Origin of the sequence: Streptomyces sp. NPDC057474 (assembly GCF_042802555.1) — a bacterium.
In the GTDB taxonomy this organism is placed as follows: Bacteria; Actinomycetota; Actinomycetes; order Streptomycetales; family Streptomycetaceae; genus Streptomyces.
In genome coordinates this window covers 17,898-32,635 of the sequence record NZ_JBHVDX010000101.1, presented here as the reverse complement: position 1 = coordinate 32,635, position 14,738 = coordinate 17,898, and the positions used below count along the sequence as shown (strand labels likewise).

General features: G+C 71.1%; 10 protein-coding genes. 4 read left to right on the top strand and 6 right to left on the bottom strand.

What is annotated here, in order from left to right:
• Positions 1 to 48: 48 nt before the first annotated feature.
• From ACFU53_RS26060 to ACFU53_RS26050, 3 genes are all read right to left on the bottom strand, one after another.
• Positions 49 to 252, bottom strand: a complete 204-nt coding sequence (locus ACFU53_RS26060; RefSeq protein WP_030600152.1) for a cold-shock protein — start codon at positions 250 to 252, stop codon at positions 49 to 51.
• Between the two features lie 449 nt (positions 253 to 701).
• On the bottom strand, positions 702 to 1,169 hold the full coding sequence (locus ACFU53_RS26055) for a DUF5990 family protein (protein WP_383997026.1): 468 nt from the start codon (positions 1,167 to 1,169) through the stop codon (positions 702 to 704).
• Between the two features lie 68 nt (positions 1,170 to 1,237).
• Positions 1,238 to 2,041, bottom strand: coding sequence for a hypothetical protein (locus ACFU53_RS26050; RefSeq protein WP_383997029.1), 804 nt, complete (start codon positions 2,039 to 2,041; stop codon positions 1,238 to 1,240).
• 697 nt (positions 2,042 to 2,738) lie between these two features.
• Here ACFU53_RS26050 and chvE point away from each other — a divergent pair.
• Both chvE and ACFU53_RS26040 read left to right on the top strand, forming a co-directional pair.
• Complete coding sequence (gene chvE / locus ACFU53_RS26045) at positions 2,739 to 3,827, top strand: multiple monosaccharide ABC transporter substrate-binding protein (protein WP_383997023.1); 1,089 nt, start codon at positions 2,739 to 2,741, stop codon at positions 3,825 to 3,827.
• 128 nt (positions 3,828 to 3,955) lie between these two features.
• Positions 3,956 to 4,168, top strand: coding sequence for a DUF4287 domain-containing protein (locus tag ACFU53_RS26040; RefSeq protein WP_383997020.1), 213 nt, complete (start codon positions 3,956 to 3,958; stop codon positions 4,166 to 4,168).
• Between the two features lie 8 nt (positions 4,169 to 4,176).
• Here the strand turns inward: ACFU53_RS26040 and ACFU53_RS26035 are convergent, their stop codons facing one another.
• Together ACFU53_RS26035 and ACFU53_RS26030 are read right to left on the bottom strand one after the other, a co-directional pair.
• Positions 4,177 to 4,821, bottom strand: coding sequence for a response regulator (locus ACFU53_RS26035; RefSeq protein ID WP_383997017.1), 645 nt, complete (start codon positions 4,819 to 4,821; stop codon positions 4,177 to 4,179).
• A 97-nt stretch (positions 4,822 to 4,918) separates the two neighbouring features.
• Positions 4,919 to 7,090 carry a sensor histidine kinase gene (locus tag ACFU53_RS26030; protein WP_383997013.1) on the bottom strand — a complete coding sequence of 724 codons (2,172 nt, stop codon included), beginning with the start codon at positions 7,088 to 7,090 and terminating at the stop codon, positions 4,919 to 4,921.
• Between the two features lie 116 nt (positions 7,091 to 7,206).
• Here ACFU53_RS26030 and ACFU53_RS26025 point away from each other — a divergent pair, with 116 nt between their 5' ends.
• Together ACFU53_RS26025 and ACFU53_RS26020 are read left to right on the top strand one after the other, a co-directional pair.
• On the top strand, positions 7,207 to 8,232 hold the full coding sequence (locus tag ACFU53_RS26025; protein WP_383997010.1) for a CPBP family intramembrane glutamic endopeptidase: 1,026 nt from the start codon (positions 7,207 to 7,209) through the stop codon (positions 8,230 to 8,232).
• Between the two features lie 457 nt (positions 8,233 to 8,689).
• Positions 8,690 to 9,160 carry an MSMEG_6728 family protein gene (locus ACFU53_RS26020; RefSeq protein WP_383997007.1) on the top strand — a complete coding sequence of 157 codons (471 nt, stop codon included), beginning with the start codon at positions 8,690 to 8,692 and terminating at the stop codon, positions 9,158 to 9,160.
• 153 nt (positions 9,161 to 9,313) lie between these two features.
• Here the strand turns inward: ACFU53_RS26020 and ACFU53_RS26015 are convergent, their stop codons facing one another.
• Positions 9,314 to 14,377 carry a hypothetical protein gene (locus tag ACFU53_RS26015; protein WP_383997004.1) on the bottom strand — a complete coding sequence of 1,688 codons (5,064 nt, stop codon included), beginning with the start codon at positions 14,375 to 14,377 and terminating at the stop codon, positions 9,314 to 9,316.
• Positions 14,378 to 14,738 lie beyond the last annotated feature (361 nt).

Here is a 14,738-nt window from a genome sequence, read left to right as displayed (position 1 = left end):
ACCCCAAGGTGCGGGCCCCAGCTGCGAAGTATGCGTTGCTGCCAGGCGTCAGGCGGGAACGATGTTCTCGGCCGTCGGGCCCTTCTGGCCCTGCGCGATGTCGAACGACACCTTCTGGCCCTCCTGCAGCTCGCGGAAGCCCTGGGTGGCGATGTTCGAGTAGTGGGCGAAGACGTCGGGGCCGCCGCCGTCCTGCTCGATGAAGCCGAAGCCCTTTTCCGCGTTGAACCACTTCACGGTGCCAGTAGCCATGTCAATTCTCCTTCGGAGACGATGTACGGAATTCACCCTGTGCGAATTCCGCGTCGCCGTGCTGATTAACCCGTCGGAAAATGAACCTTCTGGCAACCACACCTGCAACTGAGATCGACATTAGCACGGCGCGATCGGCCCTGCGTGATCAATGAATCCGATCGGGTCGACGGTTGAGGAATACTCGCCGCGCACCCCACCTATTTCTCACCTCGCGAATACAGATATTGATCCGCGCGGGTGCAGTGTTCCTGCCGGTCACTTCCGGCCGCGGCGCCATGACCTCCGTCGATGAGCCATGCGCCGCTGTCATCGGCATCGACACACGGGACGACGGCGAACGCGCCGAGACCCCACGATCGCCAAGAACGTGAGCCATCACACGTGCCGCCTGTCGTGGTCGCCCGCTTGCGCGAACGATGCCGACGAGGGGGTGATCGCAACCTCTCCTAGCCGACGCGTTCGGCGGTCCAGGTGATCTGCGGGGGCTCGACTCGTGCGCACAGCGGCCCGCCCTGCGCGTCGGTCAGGCCGAGGCGTCCGACCAGGAGCCCGTCGCGGGCGGCGGCGGCGAGTACGTCGGCGGGGATGACGTCGAGCATGAGCTTGGCGCGGCGGAACATCGTGAAGGTGCCCGACTCGTCGACCGTGCCCCACGACAGGTAGATGAACCGGCGGCCCAGACGGTCCTGCACGTAGGGGCCTTTGACGTCGGTGCCGGTCGGCGAGGCGCTCGTGGTGCACTCCAGGGTCCAGGTCGCGGACGGTGCGTCGCCGGGCTGTGGCTCGAGGAGTTCGGCCGGACGGTCGCGGCGTTGCACGGCGACGTGGATGTTGCCGTACGCGGGGACTCCACCGTCGGCAGGGGCGGGGCGGGTGAGGCCGGGCAGGTCGACGGCGTCGATGCGGATGCGCATGACGACCATCATCCCGCCCGCGGCGTCCTCGCCACCCCCGCCCGCCCGCATTGCGGCCGGCCCGCGGTTCAGTTGTCGTCGCGGATGGTGGTCGCGATACCGTTGCTGATCACGACCTCGGCGCTGAAGCCCTTCTTGGCGGCGGTCTCCAGTTCGGCCTCGGTGCACTCCTTGCCGCCCTCGCCGCCCGGACCGGTGTTCACGGCCTCGCAGATGTCGTCGTAGCCAATGATCTTGGTGTCCTCGGCGACGAGGAACTGCTGCTCGGTGCCCTTCATGTCGGAGACGGTGTACTTGCCCGGCGCCAGGTAGGTGACGTTGCCGAACCAGGTTCCGTTGACGCCCTTGCCCTCGTTGATGCCCTCGACGACGGTCTCGCGGGAGTCGGAGTCGGAGTCGGAACCACTGCCGGAACCGGTGTCCTGCTGGGGGGCACGCCGTTCGGTCACCAGGGTCGCGACACCGTTCTTCATCTCCACGTCGGCGCTCACGGCCGCCTTCTTGATGGCCGCCTCCAGCTGGTCCAGCGTGCACGGCGCGTCGACCTTGGCCCCCGCCTCGCCGCATATCGTGCCGGCGCCGTAGACCTCGGTGTCGTCGGCGACCCAGAACTGCTGGTCGTCCTTGCCCGGCACGGACACGATGTACTTGCCCGGGGCGAGATAGGCGACCTTGCCGTTCTTGAACGTGCCGCTGACGCCCTTGGAGTTCTTGGAGTTCTTGGAGTCCGAGGCCTTGTCCGCGACCGCCGCCTTGTCCGATCCGTTCGTGCCGGACGAGTCGGTGTCGGTGCCGTTCTGGCACGCCGTCATCAGCAGCCCGGCGGTGATCGCGGCGGTGGCGACGACGGCCTTGCGCAGGTGGCGGTTCATCACGGGAGGTTCCTTCCGGGGCGGGGGCAGCAGGGGGCCGGTGGCATTTCCGCCGGTCTCCCGCTCTGTGCTCACTATGAGGAGCCCCAGAGCCCGCAGGTCACGCCCGTCTTCCCTTCAGGACACCGCCGTTGCACGGCTGTGACACAGCAACACATCGGCTGTGGACGGCGGTTCGTCGACGCCCCGCCTTGCGTTCGCGTTTCTTCAGCCGCCGCCCCGGACGATGTCCGGCAGCTTTCTGGAACCGTTTGTGTTCGCTCCGTTGACACCCCGCACATCCCCTCCTAATGTCTCGCCAACCCTCTGACCATGTGACGATATTTCGAACGACGGGAAAGGCGAGCGCCCTGCGTATCACCGGAATCAGCACACACGTGGCCGGAACGCCGTGGCGCAGCCTGACCGACGTCCAGGTGCCCACCGGCAGAGGGATCACGACAGTCGGCGAGACCCGGGACGCCGAAGCGTCCGGGCCCCGGCTCGAGCAACGTGTCGGGCGACCTGATTCACGATGATCCCAGCGAGGTCCGTCGGCCGCTCACTACCGCTGAAACGGGTGAACCAAGCCCGCCGGCGACCTCGGCGACCCTGTGCGGATCCACGAGGTCGCCGAGCTGATCCCCCGCGGCCCGCCCACACCGCTCACCTGACGTTCGGTCTGTCTCGACGACGACAAGAACAGGGAACGATCACCATGCCCAACCGAAGAGCCGCCCTTGCCACCCTTGCCGGAGCGGTCTCCCTCGCCCTCACCATGTCCGCCTGCGGCGGTCAGAACAGCGAGGGCAGCTCCGAGCGCGGCACCATCGGCATCGCCATGCCGACCCGGGCCTCCGAGCGCTGGCTCACCGACGGCAAGAGCGTCGTCGAGGACCTGCAGGGCAAGGGGTACAAGACCGAGCTGGTCTACGGCGAGGACAACCCGAAGACCCAGGTCTCACAGATCGAGAAACTGATCAAGCAGGGCGTCGACGCACTGATCATCGCGGCCATCGACAACAAGTCGCTGAACAGCGCGCTCCAGCAGGCCGCCGACGCGGACATCCCGGTGATCTCCTACGACCGGCTCATCCTCGGCACCAAGAACGTCGACTACTACGTCTCCTTCGACAACGAGCAGGTCGGCCGGCTCCAGGCCCGCCACATCATCGACAAGCTCGGCCTGGAGGACGGCAAGGGCCCGTTCAACATCGAGTTGTTCGCCGGCTCCCCCGACGACAACAACACCAAGTTCTTCTTCGACGGCGCGATGCACCTCCTGCAGCCGTACCTGGACAACAAGCAGTTGGTCGTCCCGTCCGGCCAGACCGAGCTCGACCAGATCACCACCCTGCGCTGGGACGGGCCCACCGCGCAGAAGCGCATGACCAAGGTCCTCGCCGAGTCGTACGGCAGCGAGCAGGTCGACGCGGTCCTGTCGCCGTACGACGGCATCTCCATCGGCATCCTGTCCGCGCTGAAGGCGGACGGCTACGGCACCGCCGGCAAGCCCCTCCCGGTCGTCACCGGCCAGGACGCCGAACTGGCCTCGGTGAAGTCGATCATCGCGGGTGAGCAGTCGCAGACCATCTTCAAGGACCTCCGCCAACTCGCCGAGGTCGCCGCGAACATGGCCGACGACATCCTCAACGGCGAGACGCCGGAACTGAACAACAGAAGGGCCTACAAGAACGGCGTCAAGGCCGTGCCCGCCTACCTGCTCCAGCCGATCAGCGTCGACAAGAGCAACTACGAGTACGTGCTGGCCGCAAGCGACCTCTACACCGACGCCGAGCTGAAGTAGCCGCACGAAAAGCGAGTGACCCGGATCACTTCCGGAGGTCGATGACATCTCGCGCCCCCGCCGGTCATGAACGACAACACACGCCGGCGTGCCTCGTTCGGCTGAGTGAAGGAAAGGACGCGACTGACATGACCGAACCTGTGAAGGGCCCCGCCAGTTACTTCCCTTCGATCGAGAAGAAGTACGGGCGTCCGACAGCGGAGTGGAAGGACCTGATCCGGGCCTCGCCACTCACCAAGCACATGGAACTCGTCGCCTGGCTCAAGAGCGAGCACGGCCTCGGACACGGCCACGCCAACGCGCTCGTGGCGCACACACTCGCGGAACAAGCCGGCGAGTGAACGCGGGGTCACGCCCCGCGCGGCCGAGTCAGGCCGGTGTCGTACGCGAAGATCGTGGCCTGCACCCGGTCGCGTAGGCCCAACTTGCGCAGCAGGGCGTTGACATGGGACTTCACGGTGCCCGTCGTCACGCCGAGTGCGTCCGCGATCTCGGCGTTGGAGAGCCCCGCCGCGACCAGTGTCAGGATCTCGTGCTCGCGTGGGGTGAGCGTGTCGAGGGGTGTGGGGTCCGGCGCCGGCGCGGAGTGCGCGAAGGCTTCGATCAGTCGGCGGGTGACGGCCGGGGCGAGGATGCCGTCCCCGGATGCCACGGCCCGGATGCCGGTGAGCAGTTCCTCCGGATGCGCGTCCTTGAGGAGGAACCCGGAGGCTCCCGCGCGCAGCGCGTCGTGGACGTGCGAGTCCTGGTCGAAGGTGGTCAGGACGAGGACGCGCGGGGCGTCGTCCCACGCCGTGAGCAGGCGGGTGGCGGTCAGCCCGTCCATGCCGGGCATCCGGATGTCCATCAGGACGACATCGGGCGTGTGGTGCCGTGCCAGTTCCACGGCGTGGGCGCCGTCGCCGGCCTCGGCGACGACGGCGAGGTCGGGCTCCGCGTCGATGATGGCGGCGAAGCCGGCACGGACCACGGCCTGGTCGTCGACCACCAGCACCCGGACAGCCGGATGTGTTCGGGCTGTGATGGGACACCTCCTCGAGCTTCGTCGGATTCATGGCTGCGTGAGATACGTGTCCATGGCCTTGTGAGACTCATGGCTTCGCCAGGTGCTCGGCCGTTTCCGTGGTCTCCGCCGCGCTGGTGGCGGTTCCTGTCGTTTCGGTGGTGGCCCCCGCCCCTTGTCTTAGCATGCCCAGCAGTTCGCGCATGGCGGCAAGACCCGCTCTGGCCTGCTCCGCGGCGCCGTCGAGGTCGTCGCGTTCGGCATGGGCCACCACCTCGTTCGCGTGGTGGAGAACCGCCTGGCGCAGCTCCGCGGCGATGCGCTGCCGCTCCTCGTGCGCCTCGACGACCGCGAACCACACCGTCGCCGTCAACGCGCTGTCCTCACGCCGGGTGACGCTCTCGCGGCGCCTTCGGACCAACACGCCCAGGCCCCAGACCCCGGCCATCAGCAGGGCCAGGAACATCGCGAGGAAGACGGAGAGGAAGACGGAGAGAAAGACGAGGAACCAGAGACCTCCGGCTCCTGTCTCGGCCTCGGCGGAGCCGCCGCCGAACGCGTCCAGTGTGACCGTCGTCGCCGCGAGACCGCCCGCCACCAGCAGGATCGCCGGCCAGGTGCGGCCGACGGGTCCCGCGAAGGCCGCCACCGCGTGCAGGGCGACACATTCCGCGCAGGCGCCCGCCAGGGTCAGGGCCCAGGCCACGTCCGACGGCAGCAGCCCGTGGGCCAGTGCGACCGGTGGGATCCAGGCACTGGCCAGCACCACGAGGAGGACGGTCCAGGGAGCCTGCCGTCGCCACAGCAGCGGCAAAGCGTGGAGGACGGCGGGCAGACAGGCCGTGGCGGTGGCGGCGGGCCGCTCGATGAGGACGGCGACGACCGACAGCGTCGCGACGGCGAGCGCGGTCAACACATCGGCCCAACTCGCGCGCGGGAGGGCCGGGTGGCGGCGCACCGCCGAGGAGGGGCGCGGCAGCCGTGCCCGCACGGACCATCCCGGGACGTCCGGGCGAGGGCCCGCTTCGAGGGTGCCGCCGAGCCCGGTCGCCCTGTCCCGCATGCCCGCGGTGCCACGACCGGAGCCGAGCCCCTGCCGCGCCACCGTTGCGCGGGCGGCCGCGCCGGCTGTCGGACCGGAAGCCGCCGTCGGGCCGGAAGCCGCTGTAAAGCCGGAAGCCGTGGTCCGGTCGGAAGCCGCTGTAAAGCCGGAAGCCGCCGTCGGGTCGGAAGCCGCTGTAAAGCCGGAAGCCGCTGTCGGGTCGGAAGCCGCCTCGGCCGCTCCGTCGTCCTCCACGAGGAGGTCCAGCGCTTCGTCACCGTCCCGGACCACGACGCGTACGACGGCGTCGGGGGCGTAGCGCAGGGCGTTGGTGAGGGCCTCGCGCACGATGCCGAAGGCCGCCTCGGCCACCGGACCCGTCAGGTCGGCCGGGCCGGGGGCCACGTCCAGGCTCACGCGCTGGCCCAGGCGTACGAATCCCGCGGCGAGTTCGGCGATGCGCTCGTCGAGGGGACTCTCCTCGTCGGCCGCCGAGTCCCGCATCACCGTCACGAGCCGGTGCAGCGCCTGCACGGTCTCGCGCCCGCCTTCCGCCGCCAACCGCAGGGCGTCGGCGGTCAGTTCCGGCCTGCGGTCCCCGAGGCGGCGGGCGGCGTCCGCGGTGACCACGACGGAGGTGAGGTGGTGCGCGCTGACGTCGTGCAGTTCGCGGGCGAGGCGGTGCCGTTCCGTGGTGGCCGCGGTGACCCGTACGGCCTCGGCCCGCGCCAGTTCCCGTTCGGCGGCCCGTCGTCCGGCGAGCCACTGGCGGCGGCTGCGGCCGGCGCCCACGGTGCCGGCGAAGACGGCGAAGCTCGCCAGGGCCTCACCGCCGATGTCGACGGGGGAGTCGTACAGAGGCAGGGCCCTGAGGACCGTCGTCGCGATCAGTACGGAGGCGACGAGGACGGCCGTCCCGCCCGGCCGCCGCACCGCGACCGAGTACATCGCGACCACGCCCGCCACCGCGGCGGCCAACAGCGCTTCGTCCGGCACGATGAGCCCGGCGGTGAGCGTGGCGTCGATGGTGAGCGCCGCGGCGACCGGGAAGCGCCGGCGCACCCCCAGTACGGCGACGGCCGACGCGGTCGCGGCCAGGCCCACGGCGAGTCGCGGCGCCTGAACCGCCTCGCCGCGCAGCAGCGTGAGCCCCGGCCAGACGGACAACTGCGCGACCGCCAACAGCACGGGCAGCAGCCAGTTCCGTAAGTGCCCCATGATGGCGCCGATCATACTTTCGGCCCGCTGTCGGGGTCGTCCCTATCCCGGGTTGGAGACGGCGCTCGTGCTCACGGCCGACGTCACGGCCGTCCACCGCCGGGATGCTGGTGCACATGACGACGCACCCCCACCCCATCTACGACCCGCATCAGCCTCCCGGCCCGCCCTGGGACCGGACCGGCACTCCACCGGCGCGGCCCCTCCCGTACCACCGGCTGGCTCTGACGACCGGCGATCACCGGTGGTGGCGGCCGCTGGTGGGGACGGGCGTGGTGCTTGTCGGCGCGATCCTCGTCACGCTGGCGGTGCTCATCGGCAGCGAGATCGCCGGTGCGGTCCTCGACCGTCCCCGCGACGCCGACGGCAACCTCGTCTGGGGCGGAATCGGTGACACCGCCCTGATGCTTCTGGCCCTCGCCCTCTGTATTCCGGTGGTGCTGCTGGCCGCGCGCTGGGTGCAGCGCCGCCCGCTGGGCACCGTCTCGTCGGTGGCGGGCGCGCTGCGGTGGCGCTGGCTGGGGCTGTGCCTCGCGGTGGCCCTGCCCGTGGCCGCGGCGACCCTGGGCATCTCCATGCTCCTGCCCGAACCCGAGGGCAGCTGGCCGGAGCTGACCTGGGCCGGGCTGTCGACGTTCCTGCTCGGCCTCGCGACCGTCTGCCTGCTCGTGCCGTTCCAGGCCGCGGCCGAGGAGTACGTGTTCCGTGGCTGGCTGACGCAGGCGGTCGGAGCGTGGTGCCGTTCACCGTGGGTCGCGGTGACACCGCAGGCGGTCCTCTTCGCCGCCGCGCACGGCTGGGGAACTCCCTGGGGATTCGCCGACCTGGTGGTGTTCGGCCTCATCACGGGCCTGCTGACCATACGTACGGGCGGACTCGAGGCGGCCATCGCGCTGCACGTCCTCAACAACCTCCTCCCCATGGGCATCCTGTCGGCGATGGCCGGAGGCCTCGAAATCGACGAGACGGCCGCCGACATGAACTGGATGATGCTGGCCGTCGACGTCCCCCTGGTCTCCCTCTACGCGGCAGCCATCCTGTGGCTCGCCCACCGCCGCGGCCTCCGCGCATCCATTCCTTCTCCGAAGCCGGCAGAACCACGCGAGCCTCAGGCCGGGGAAGAGCTGAACGAACTCAGGTAGCGTCTTCGAAGGCGTCGACCGTGGGGTGGTCGAGGGTGGTGTCGTCGTGGTCGGCGGTCGCCTGGACGGTTGATCCACCAGGCGTGGCGTTACGGGCGGGCGTCGTCGTCGCCGAGGCAGGCGCCCGCGTCGTACCAGGTAGAAGGCGCCCTCCGCCGCCGGGCGGCGGTCGCGTGAGCGCCAGAGCGCGCCGCCGGTTCTCCAGCTCGTGGCGCGGGGCTGTGTTCGGTTCGTCGCGCGCAGGCCGCGACCAGGCCCCCTGCCGTGATGCGTGATACATCCAGATATGTGGTCTTCGTGCCTCCCTGTACGGGTACCCGGAGTCGTGCGCGACGACCACGATCGAGCAACGCGAGGCCCCCCGGGTTGCCGAAATCGCCGACTCATCGGTCGGCGGCCGACCCCGACCGAACAGCGGACCTCCCGTGCGGAGCTCCGTTCAGAGAGGGGCGACGGCATGCAGACCTTCCTGCCCTATCCCGACTTCAGGGCCTCGGCACTGGTCCTGGACCGTCGCCGACTCGGCAAGCAGCGGGTCGAGGCGTTGCAGGTCCTTCGCGGCCTCATCCTGCCGGGTTACGGGTGGCGTCGGCATCCGGCCGTCCGCATGTGGGCGGGATACGAGGAGGCGCTGGTCCGGTATGGCCTGGAGGTCTGCGAGGTGTGGTGTGAGCAGGGCCATCAGGACAGCTGTGCGGCCACACTGGTCGCCGATCTCGCGGCGTACCGCCCCGACGCGCTGACCCGTGACCAGCGGCGACTGGCGGCCGCCGGGGAACTTCCTCCTTGGCTCGGCGATGAAGCCTTTCACCGCAGCCACCGGTCGGCGCTGGTGCGCAAGGACCCGGCCACCTACACGCCGTCCTTCCCCGGCGTGCCGGACGATCTGCCGTACATCTGGCCGACGTCCGACCGGGGAGGCGACTGACCTTCCGACGGGAGGCCGGCTCTGCTCGGTGCTCTCTCGGTGCTCTCTCGGTGCTCTGCCGGTGCTCTGCTCGGTAAGGCCACACCGCTCGCCCACCGGTCCGGACGCCCACCCGAAGTGCGTGCTAGATCATGGGGCCCCGACGACGCCCGGTCAGAAGTTCGGCGGCGGAGGTGCGGTCCTGGCCGTCCTCCTCAGCCCCAAGTGGTCGTCCGGGTCCTGGAGTTGCGTCCCCTGGGTCCCCAGCATGCGTCGGACCACCGGCGCGGGCATGCGGATCACCACCGGCCGCCGCAGGGTCAGCTCCCGTACGGCGGTCCCGGTACGGCCGGCGCGCACCCGGTCGGTCACCCGGGCCACCACCCGTACGTCCAGGGTGAACTGGACGAGGACCGACTCGAACTTGGGCTTGTGCAGCGGCATAGTGCCGGAGGAGTTCACCGCCGCGTCGGCCGCGCCGCCCGCGCCGCCCGCGTTTCCCATCAGCTGGTTGAGACGGAACTGGTCGGAGTTGAGCAGCCCCGCGCCCGCCAGACCGTACGCCGACCTGCCGTGGTCGGCGGAGCTCTGACCGTCCGTCTGGGTGGGCCGGGGCGCGTCCAGGTGGCTCTGGCCCACCGTCTCGAAGGTCATCTTGTCGCCCACGCCCAGGACCCGCCCGGCGCGCAGCCGCGCGTGCAGGGACGCGCGCAGGTCCTGGCCCTCGGCGCCGGAGGCGTGTACCGGCGGCAGCTCCGCTCCGGCGGAGGTCAGCAGGGGCAGCGCCGCGATCAGCCACTCGGTGGAGACGGCCTCGTTCAGGGCGTACGCGGCTGCCTGCCCCTTCTCCCTGAAGCGGTCGCCGCCGCCCGCCTCCCGGACTGCGGAGCTGACCAACTCCCGTACCTGCGGGGCCCCTTGGAAACCGTTGACCTGCGCTTCCATCGGCAGCTTCACACCTGCGGAGCGCCAGGCGCCGAGTCCGGCGGAGCGGTTGTCCTGCGGCCCGGGGGCGGGAGCGGGCGCGTTTCCGCGCGGTACGACCACCTGGCTGAGGGCTGCGAGGTCCTTCTCCAGGACGCGGTGGGTCAGCGCCTGACGGCCCAGGGAGACGAGCGCCAGCCGGCGGCCGCCCCGGTGCAGTTCGAGGGTCGCCTCGATCGGTACGCGCATCTTCGCCGACTTCGCGGTCTTGGCCTCCGCGACCGTCTTCATGCCGAGCTGGCCACGGCTGACGGCGCCGGTGCGCCGAGAGTCGCTCGAGGCGATGCCGAGCCCTGCCGAGCCTCCCGTGTTCTTCACCGGCCCGGCCCCGCCGTCCGGTTTGCCGGAACCGGCGAAAACGCCCTCTGCGCCGGTTGTCACACCCTCGTCGTGGGAGGTGCCCCGCTGGGCGACGGCCGAGGTGATGTACTCCATGTCCCGGCCGTCGTCCGCCGCACCGCCGGACGCGCCGTCGCCCAGCCGGTTGACCTTGAACACCGCCCAGTACGGAGTCCTGCGGCCGTCGAACAGCTCGACGGTGACCCCGCCGTCCATCGCGCCGGACAGCAGCCCGGCGGAACCGTCCCGGTCCAGGACCCGCAGCAGCCGCTGCACGTTGTCGTTGCGGTCCGCCAGCTGCTGCCTGGGCAGCAGGTCGTCGGCGAGACCCTGCTGCCTGCTCTGCGTGAGGCGCGTACGCAGCCGCTCCAGCAGTGGCACGAAGTCCGGCAGGTTCTCGATCATGCCGAAGCCGAGGGGAAGCCCACGGTCGAGGGACGGGCCCGGGCGGACCTGCGCGGACGAGGGGGACGAGGTGGACCCACTCGTGTCCGTGGCACGGTCACGCCCAGGGGCCTCGCGCTCGGCGCCCGTCCGGGAACTCTCCGCCCTCGTCTCCCCCTGCCGGGAGGACGACTCCGGGGCGGAGGACTTCGGGGCGGACGACATCACGTCCGGATCGGCGTCGAGCTTCAGCTGCCGCCGTATCGGTGCCGGCAGCTGCTCCTCCGTCAGCCACACCGCCGCTTCGGCCGGCAGGGTCCGGGCGGCCTTCGCCACGTAGGGGCCGCCGCCGGTGACCTTGACCTCGGCGACCATGGTGACCAGCAGGTCGCACTGGACCAGGTGGAGCGGCGCCTTCTTCGGGGTGTGGGCGTTGCGCTCGACCGTGCCGGACAGGGCGGCGGACCGGGCGTCGCCCGCACCCTTGGTACGGCTCGCGGACAGGCCCTGGGCGAGGCGCCACTCGACGTCGTTCTCCGTGCCGATGGCCCCGAACTGTGTCGTCCGGGTGGTGCCGTGTCCCTGCTGTCCGGCGGACTGGTGGCCGCCGAGCACGAAGGTCTCCGTGCCGGGACCCGCGCCGCTGTGCACGTACTTCGGGTTGGTCAGCGTGAGCCGGGTGCCGACCGCCCCGTTCAGCGCGGCGAGCCGGCGCGGGTAGCGCAGGTTCTTCACCACCCACCCGGAGGACGCGGCCTGCCGCAGCGACGCCGTGATGGCCTGCGGGCTGAACCGTTCCTCGATCGCCAGCCGCGGGGCGAGCCCCTCCGTCGCCAGCGCGGGATCCTCGCGGACACCCTTGTTGCGGGCGGCGGCCTGGGACAGCAGTTGGAAGGCGAGGTCGCGGACGGACTGTCCGTCGCCGACGGTCTCCACCAGCTGCCAGTCCCGCAGCGCCCGCCCGGTGGACGGCCGGGGGGCGAGTGCGGCCAGGTCGCCGATACCCTCGGCGGCGACCGCGTGCTCGGGCCGTGCGGCCTGCGCCCCGCGCTTCTCACGCACCGCGTCGTGCCGCCGCTTCCCCTCCTCGTCGAGCGTGAACTCCGTCGGCGTGACGAGCCGTACGTCCTGCTCCTCCATGTGCAGCCCGCCCACCAGCTTCGCCTCCGGCGCGTCCTGGCCCGGGGAGCCGGGGGTGAGTCCGCGGGCGAGCTTGCGCTGCCGGGACGTCATGGTGACGTCCACGTCGAGGCGCAGGCCGGCCCCGAAGGCGGCGGCCTTCTCGGAGCCGTTGGTGAGGACGTCCGTACGGGTGGTGGGGCCCGCCTGGTTGCGACGGGTGCCGGAGCTGTGCTTCTCGTAGCGGGCCGAGCCGGCCAGGATGCCGGGGACGAGCCTGGCCTGCGCGAGGACCAGACCGCCGATCGAACGCGAACTGCTCCGGCCGCTCTGCGCGTTGCTGCTGACACCGGAGTGGCTGCGCACCAGCCAGTCGTCGGTGTCGCCGAGGTAGCCGGACTCGCGGAGCGCGCCCTTGACCCGTATCTGCACGTCGTGGGCGTGCATCGTGGTCTTGCGGCGCAGCCGCACCCGGATGCCGGTGGACAGCAACTGGTCCTTGTTGACCCGGAGGTTGGTCTCCGACAGGACGGCCATCAGCTCGCGGTAGTTGTGCCGCTGGACCTCGGCCTCCTCCTTGCTGGTGAGCGCGCCCGGCGGGGTCCCGCCGAAGGCGGGCAGATAGCCGGCCAGCCGGGGATCGGTCGCGAACAGCTCGGTCACGGCCTTCACCATGGGCCCGGTGTCGAGTTGGCTGAGCGTGACGCTGGACCCCATGGCGCCGAAGGGGAGATGACGCTCGACGTCCACCTCCTCCCCGTTCTCGTCGGTCCGCTTCGGCTTCTCGATGAACTCCCCGGCCGTGACGCCCGGCGGCAGCGGCAGCCCGAGAGACTGCGCCTCGTCGGCCCGCAGGCTGACCCACACCTTCATCGCGTGCTCGGCGACCCGGGTGCCGGGGCGCAGGATCATCTGCGCCGACCGGGGACCCGTACCCTCCGCGGTGAACTTCACGGTCGCGAGGTAGAGCACCTTGTCGCCCCGCACCTCCGCGCCCTGCCGGCTCGACACGGTCTGCTCGGCCACGGTGAACCGCGCCTTGCGGGCCGCCGCGACCGGCATGGCCGTGGCCCGGACGACGGCGGCGTTCGCGGCCGCTCCGACGCCGACCGCCGGGCCCACGCCGGCCGCGACGGAGCGTCCCTTGCCCGCGCTCTCGGTGACCGTGTGCTGGGTCTGCTGATGGGTGCGCAGCTGGGTCTTGCCGTTGCTCCAGGCGGGCGACAGGTGGCTGATCGCGGCGTGCATGCGGTAACTGCCCACGCTGCTGCCGTCCTTGGACTGCAGATCCTCGCCGACGACGCCGTCGCCCAGCAGCCGGGGCATGTCCTCCAGGACGGTCGCCGTGGACGTCGCCTCGTACAGCCGGGCGAGGCCGGGCGCTCCGGGCGCGGTGAGCGAGGGGTGCAGGACGGAGGCGACCGCGTCGAAGAGCCCGCCGCCACCCTGGTGCGGGGCGGCGGTGTCGCTGACGGCGACCGGGGCCAGGGAGTCGGCGAGCGAGACGCGCCGGGCGGTGTCGGCCTCGATGCGCCGCGGCGTGCGGGGCGCCTGGGTGCCGGCCAGGACCAGGTGTTCGGTCGGCACACGCTGGGTGAGGGTGCCCGAGCCGGCGAAGGTCTGCGCGTCCGCCCGGTCGGGTCCGCGTTTCTTGACCCGTACGCCGTAGCGCACCTTGCGCTCCACCTCGACCGAGCCCTTGTCGCTGCGCAGCACGCGCGGTTCGGCGACGTTCCGCTGGCTGCGGGACTCCCGCGACGACTGCCAGGGCTGCACGTTGGCCATGCCCGCGCCGCCCGCCCAGAACCCGGGCACGACGGGCGCGAGCCCGAAGGCCATCCCGCCCAGGCCCTTGCTCGACGAATCGCCGGCGGTGGTCGCCACGGTGGCGGCGGTGTTGTGCTGTGCGTCGACCTTGGTCTCCTTGCCCTCGGCCTCGTCCACCTCGGCGAGCGGCGCCCCGCCCGGGTCCGGCACGGTGTTCGCGAGTCTGTCCTTGGGATGGAAGACCGGCGGCCTGTCGTCGGGGGCGGGGGAGACGGTGACGGTGACGTCGAACCACTCCTTGCCGTTCTTGCCCTGGACCCCGAAGGCGCGGCCCTGCCCGAAGAAGGACTCCGGACGTCCGGCCAGTTCGGCGGCGATGTCGGCGACCGTGCCGTCGCCGTGCCCGACGACGGCCGCCACCGCGTTGCGGACGAACTCGTGCCCGGTCAGCCCGTACGCCGTGGACAGCCCGGCGGCCTCCAGGCCCATCAGGTACGGCGGCAGGACGAGCCCCGGCTCGGTGATCTCCTCGTCGATGCGGGGCGGTGGCGCGGAGAGCTGTCTTCGTCCGGCCGGCGGCCGGGACGCCCCTTCCCCGCGCCGCAGCGCCCGCGTGGTGGCCGCGTTCCCCGCGGTCTGCTGCAAGGCGAGCAGGGCGTGCGGAGGGAGGCCGGTTCCGGAGCCGGACGGTTTCCCGGTAGGGGGTACCCGGGTGCCCTCCTGAGAGGTACCGCTTCTGCCGTCCCCTGCCTGCCGCTGCGTCCGCACGGATTCAACCTACGCACGGCCAGGGCCCTTGGAGGACCCACCGCTGACTCCCGCCCCTTTCGTCGCTCCTGCCACACCAGTACGCCAACTCCCGTACATCCAGGGGTTGTTTATCTCTCAGGCGACGGTACGCGTGAGAAGGGCGGCCCCTCCCGGGCACACGCTGCCCATGGCGAACGTGTCCCCGCTGCTCTCCGGCTGAGTCACACCTTGACCCTGGCCCCTTGCCCCTGGCCGA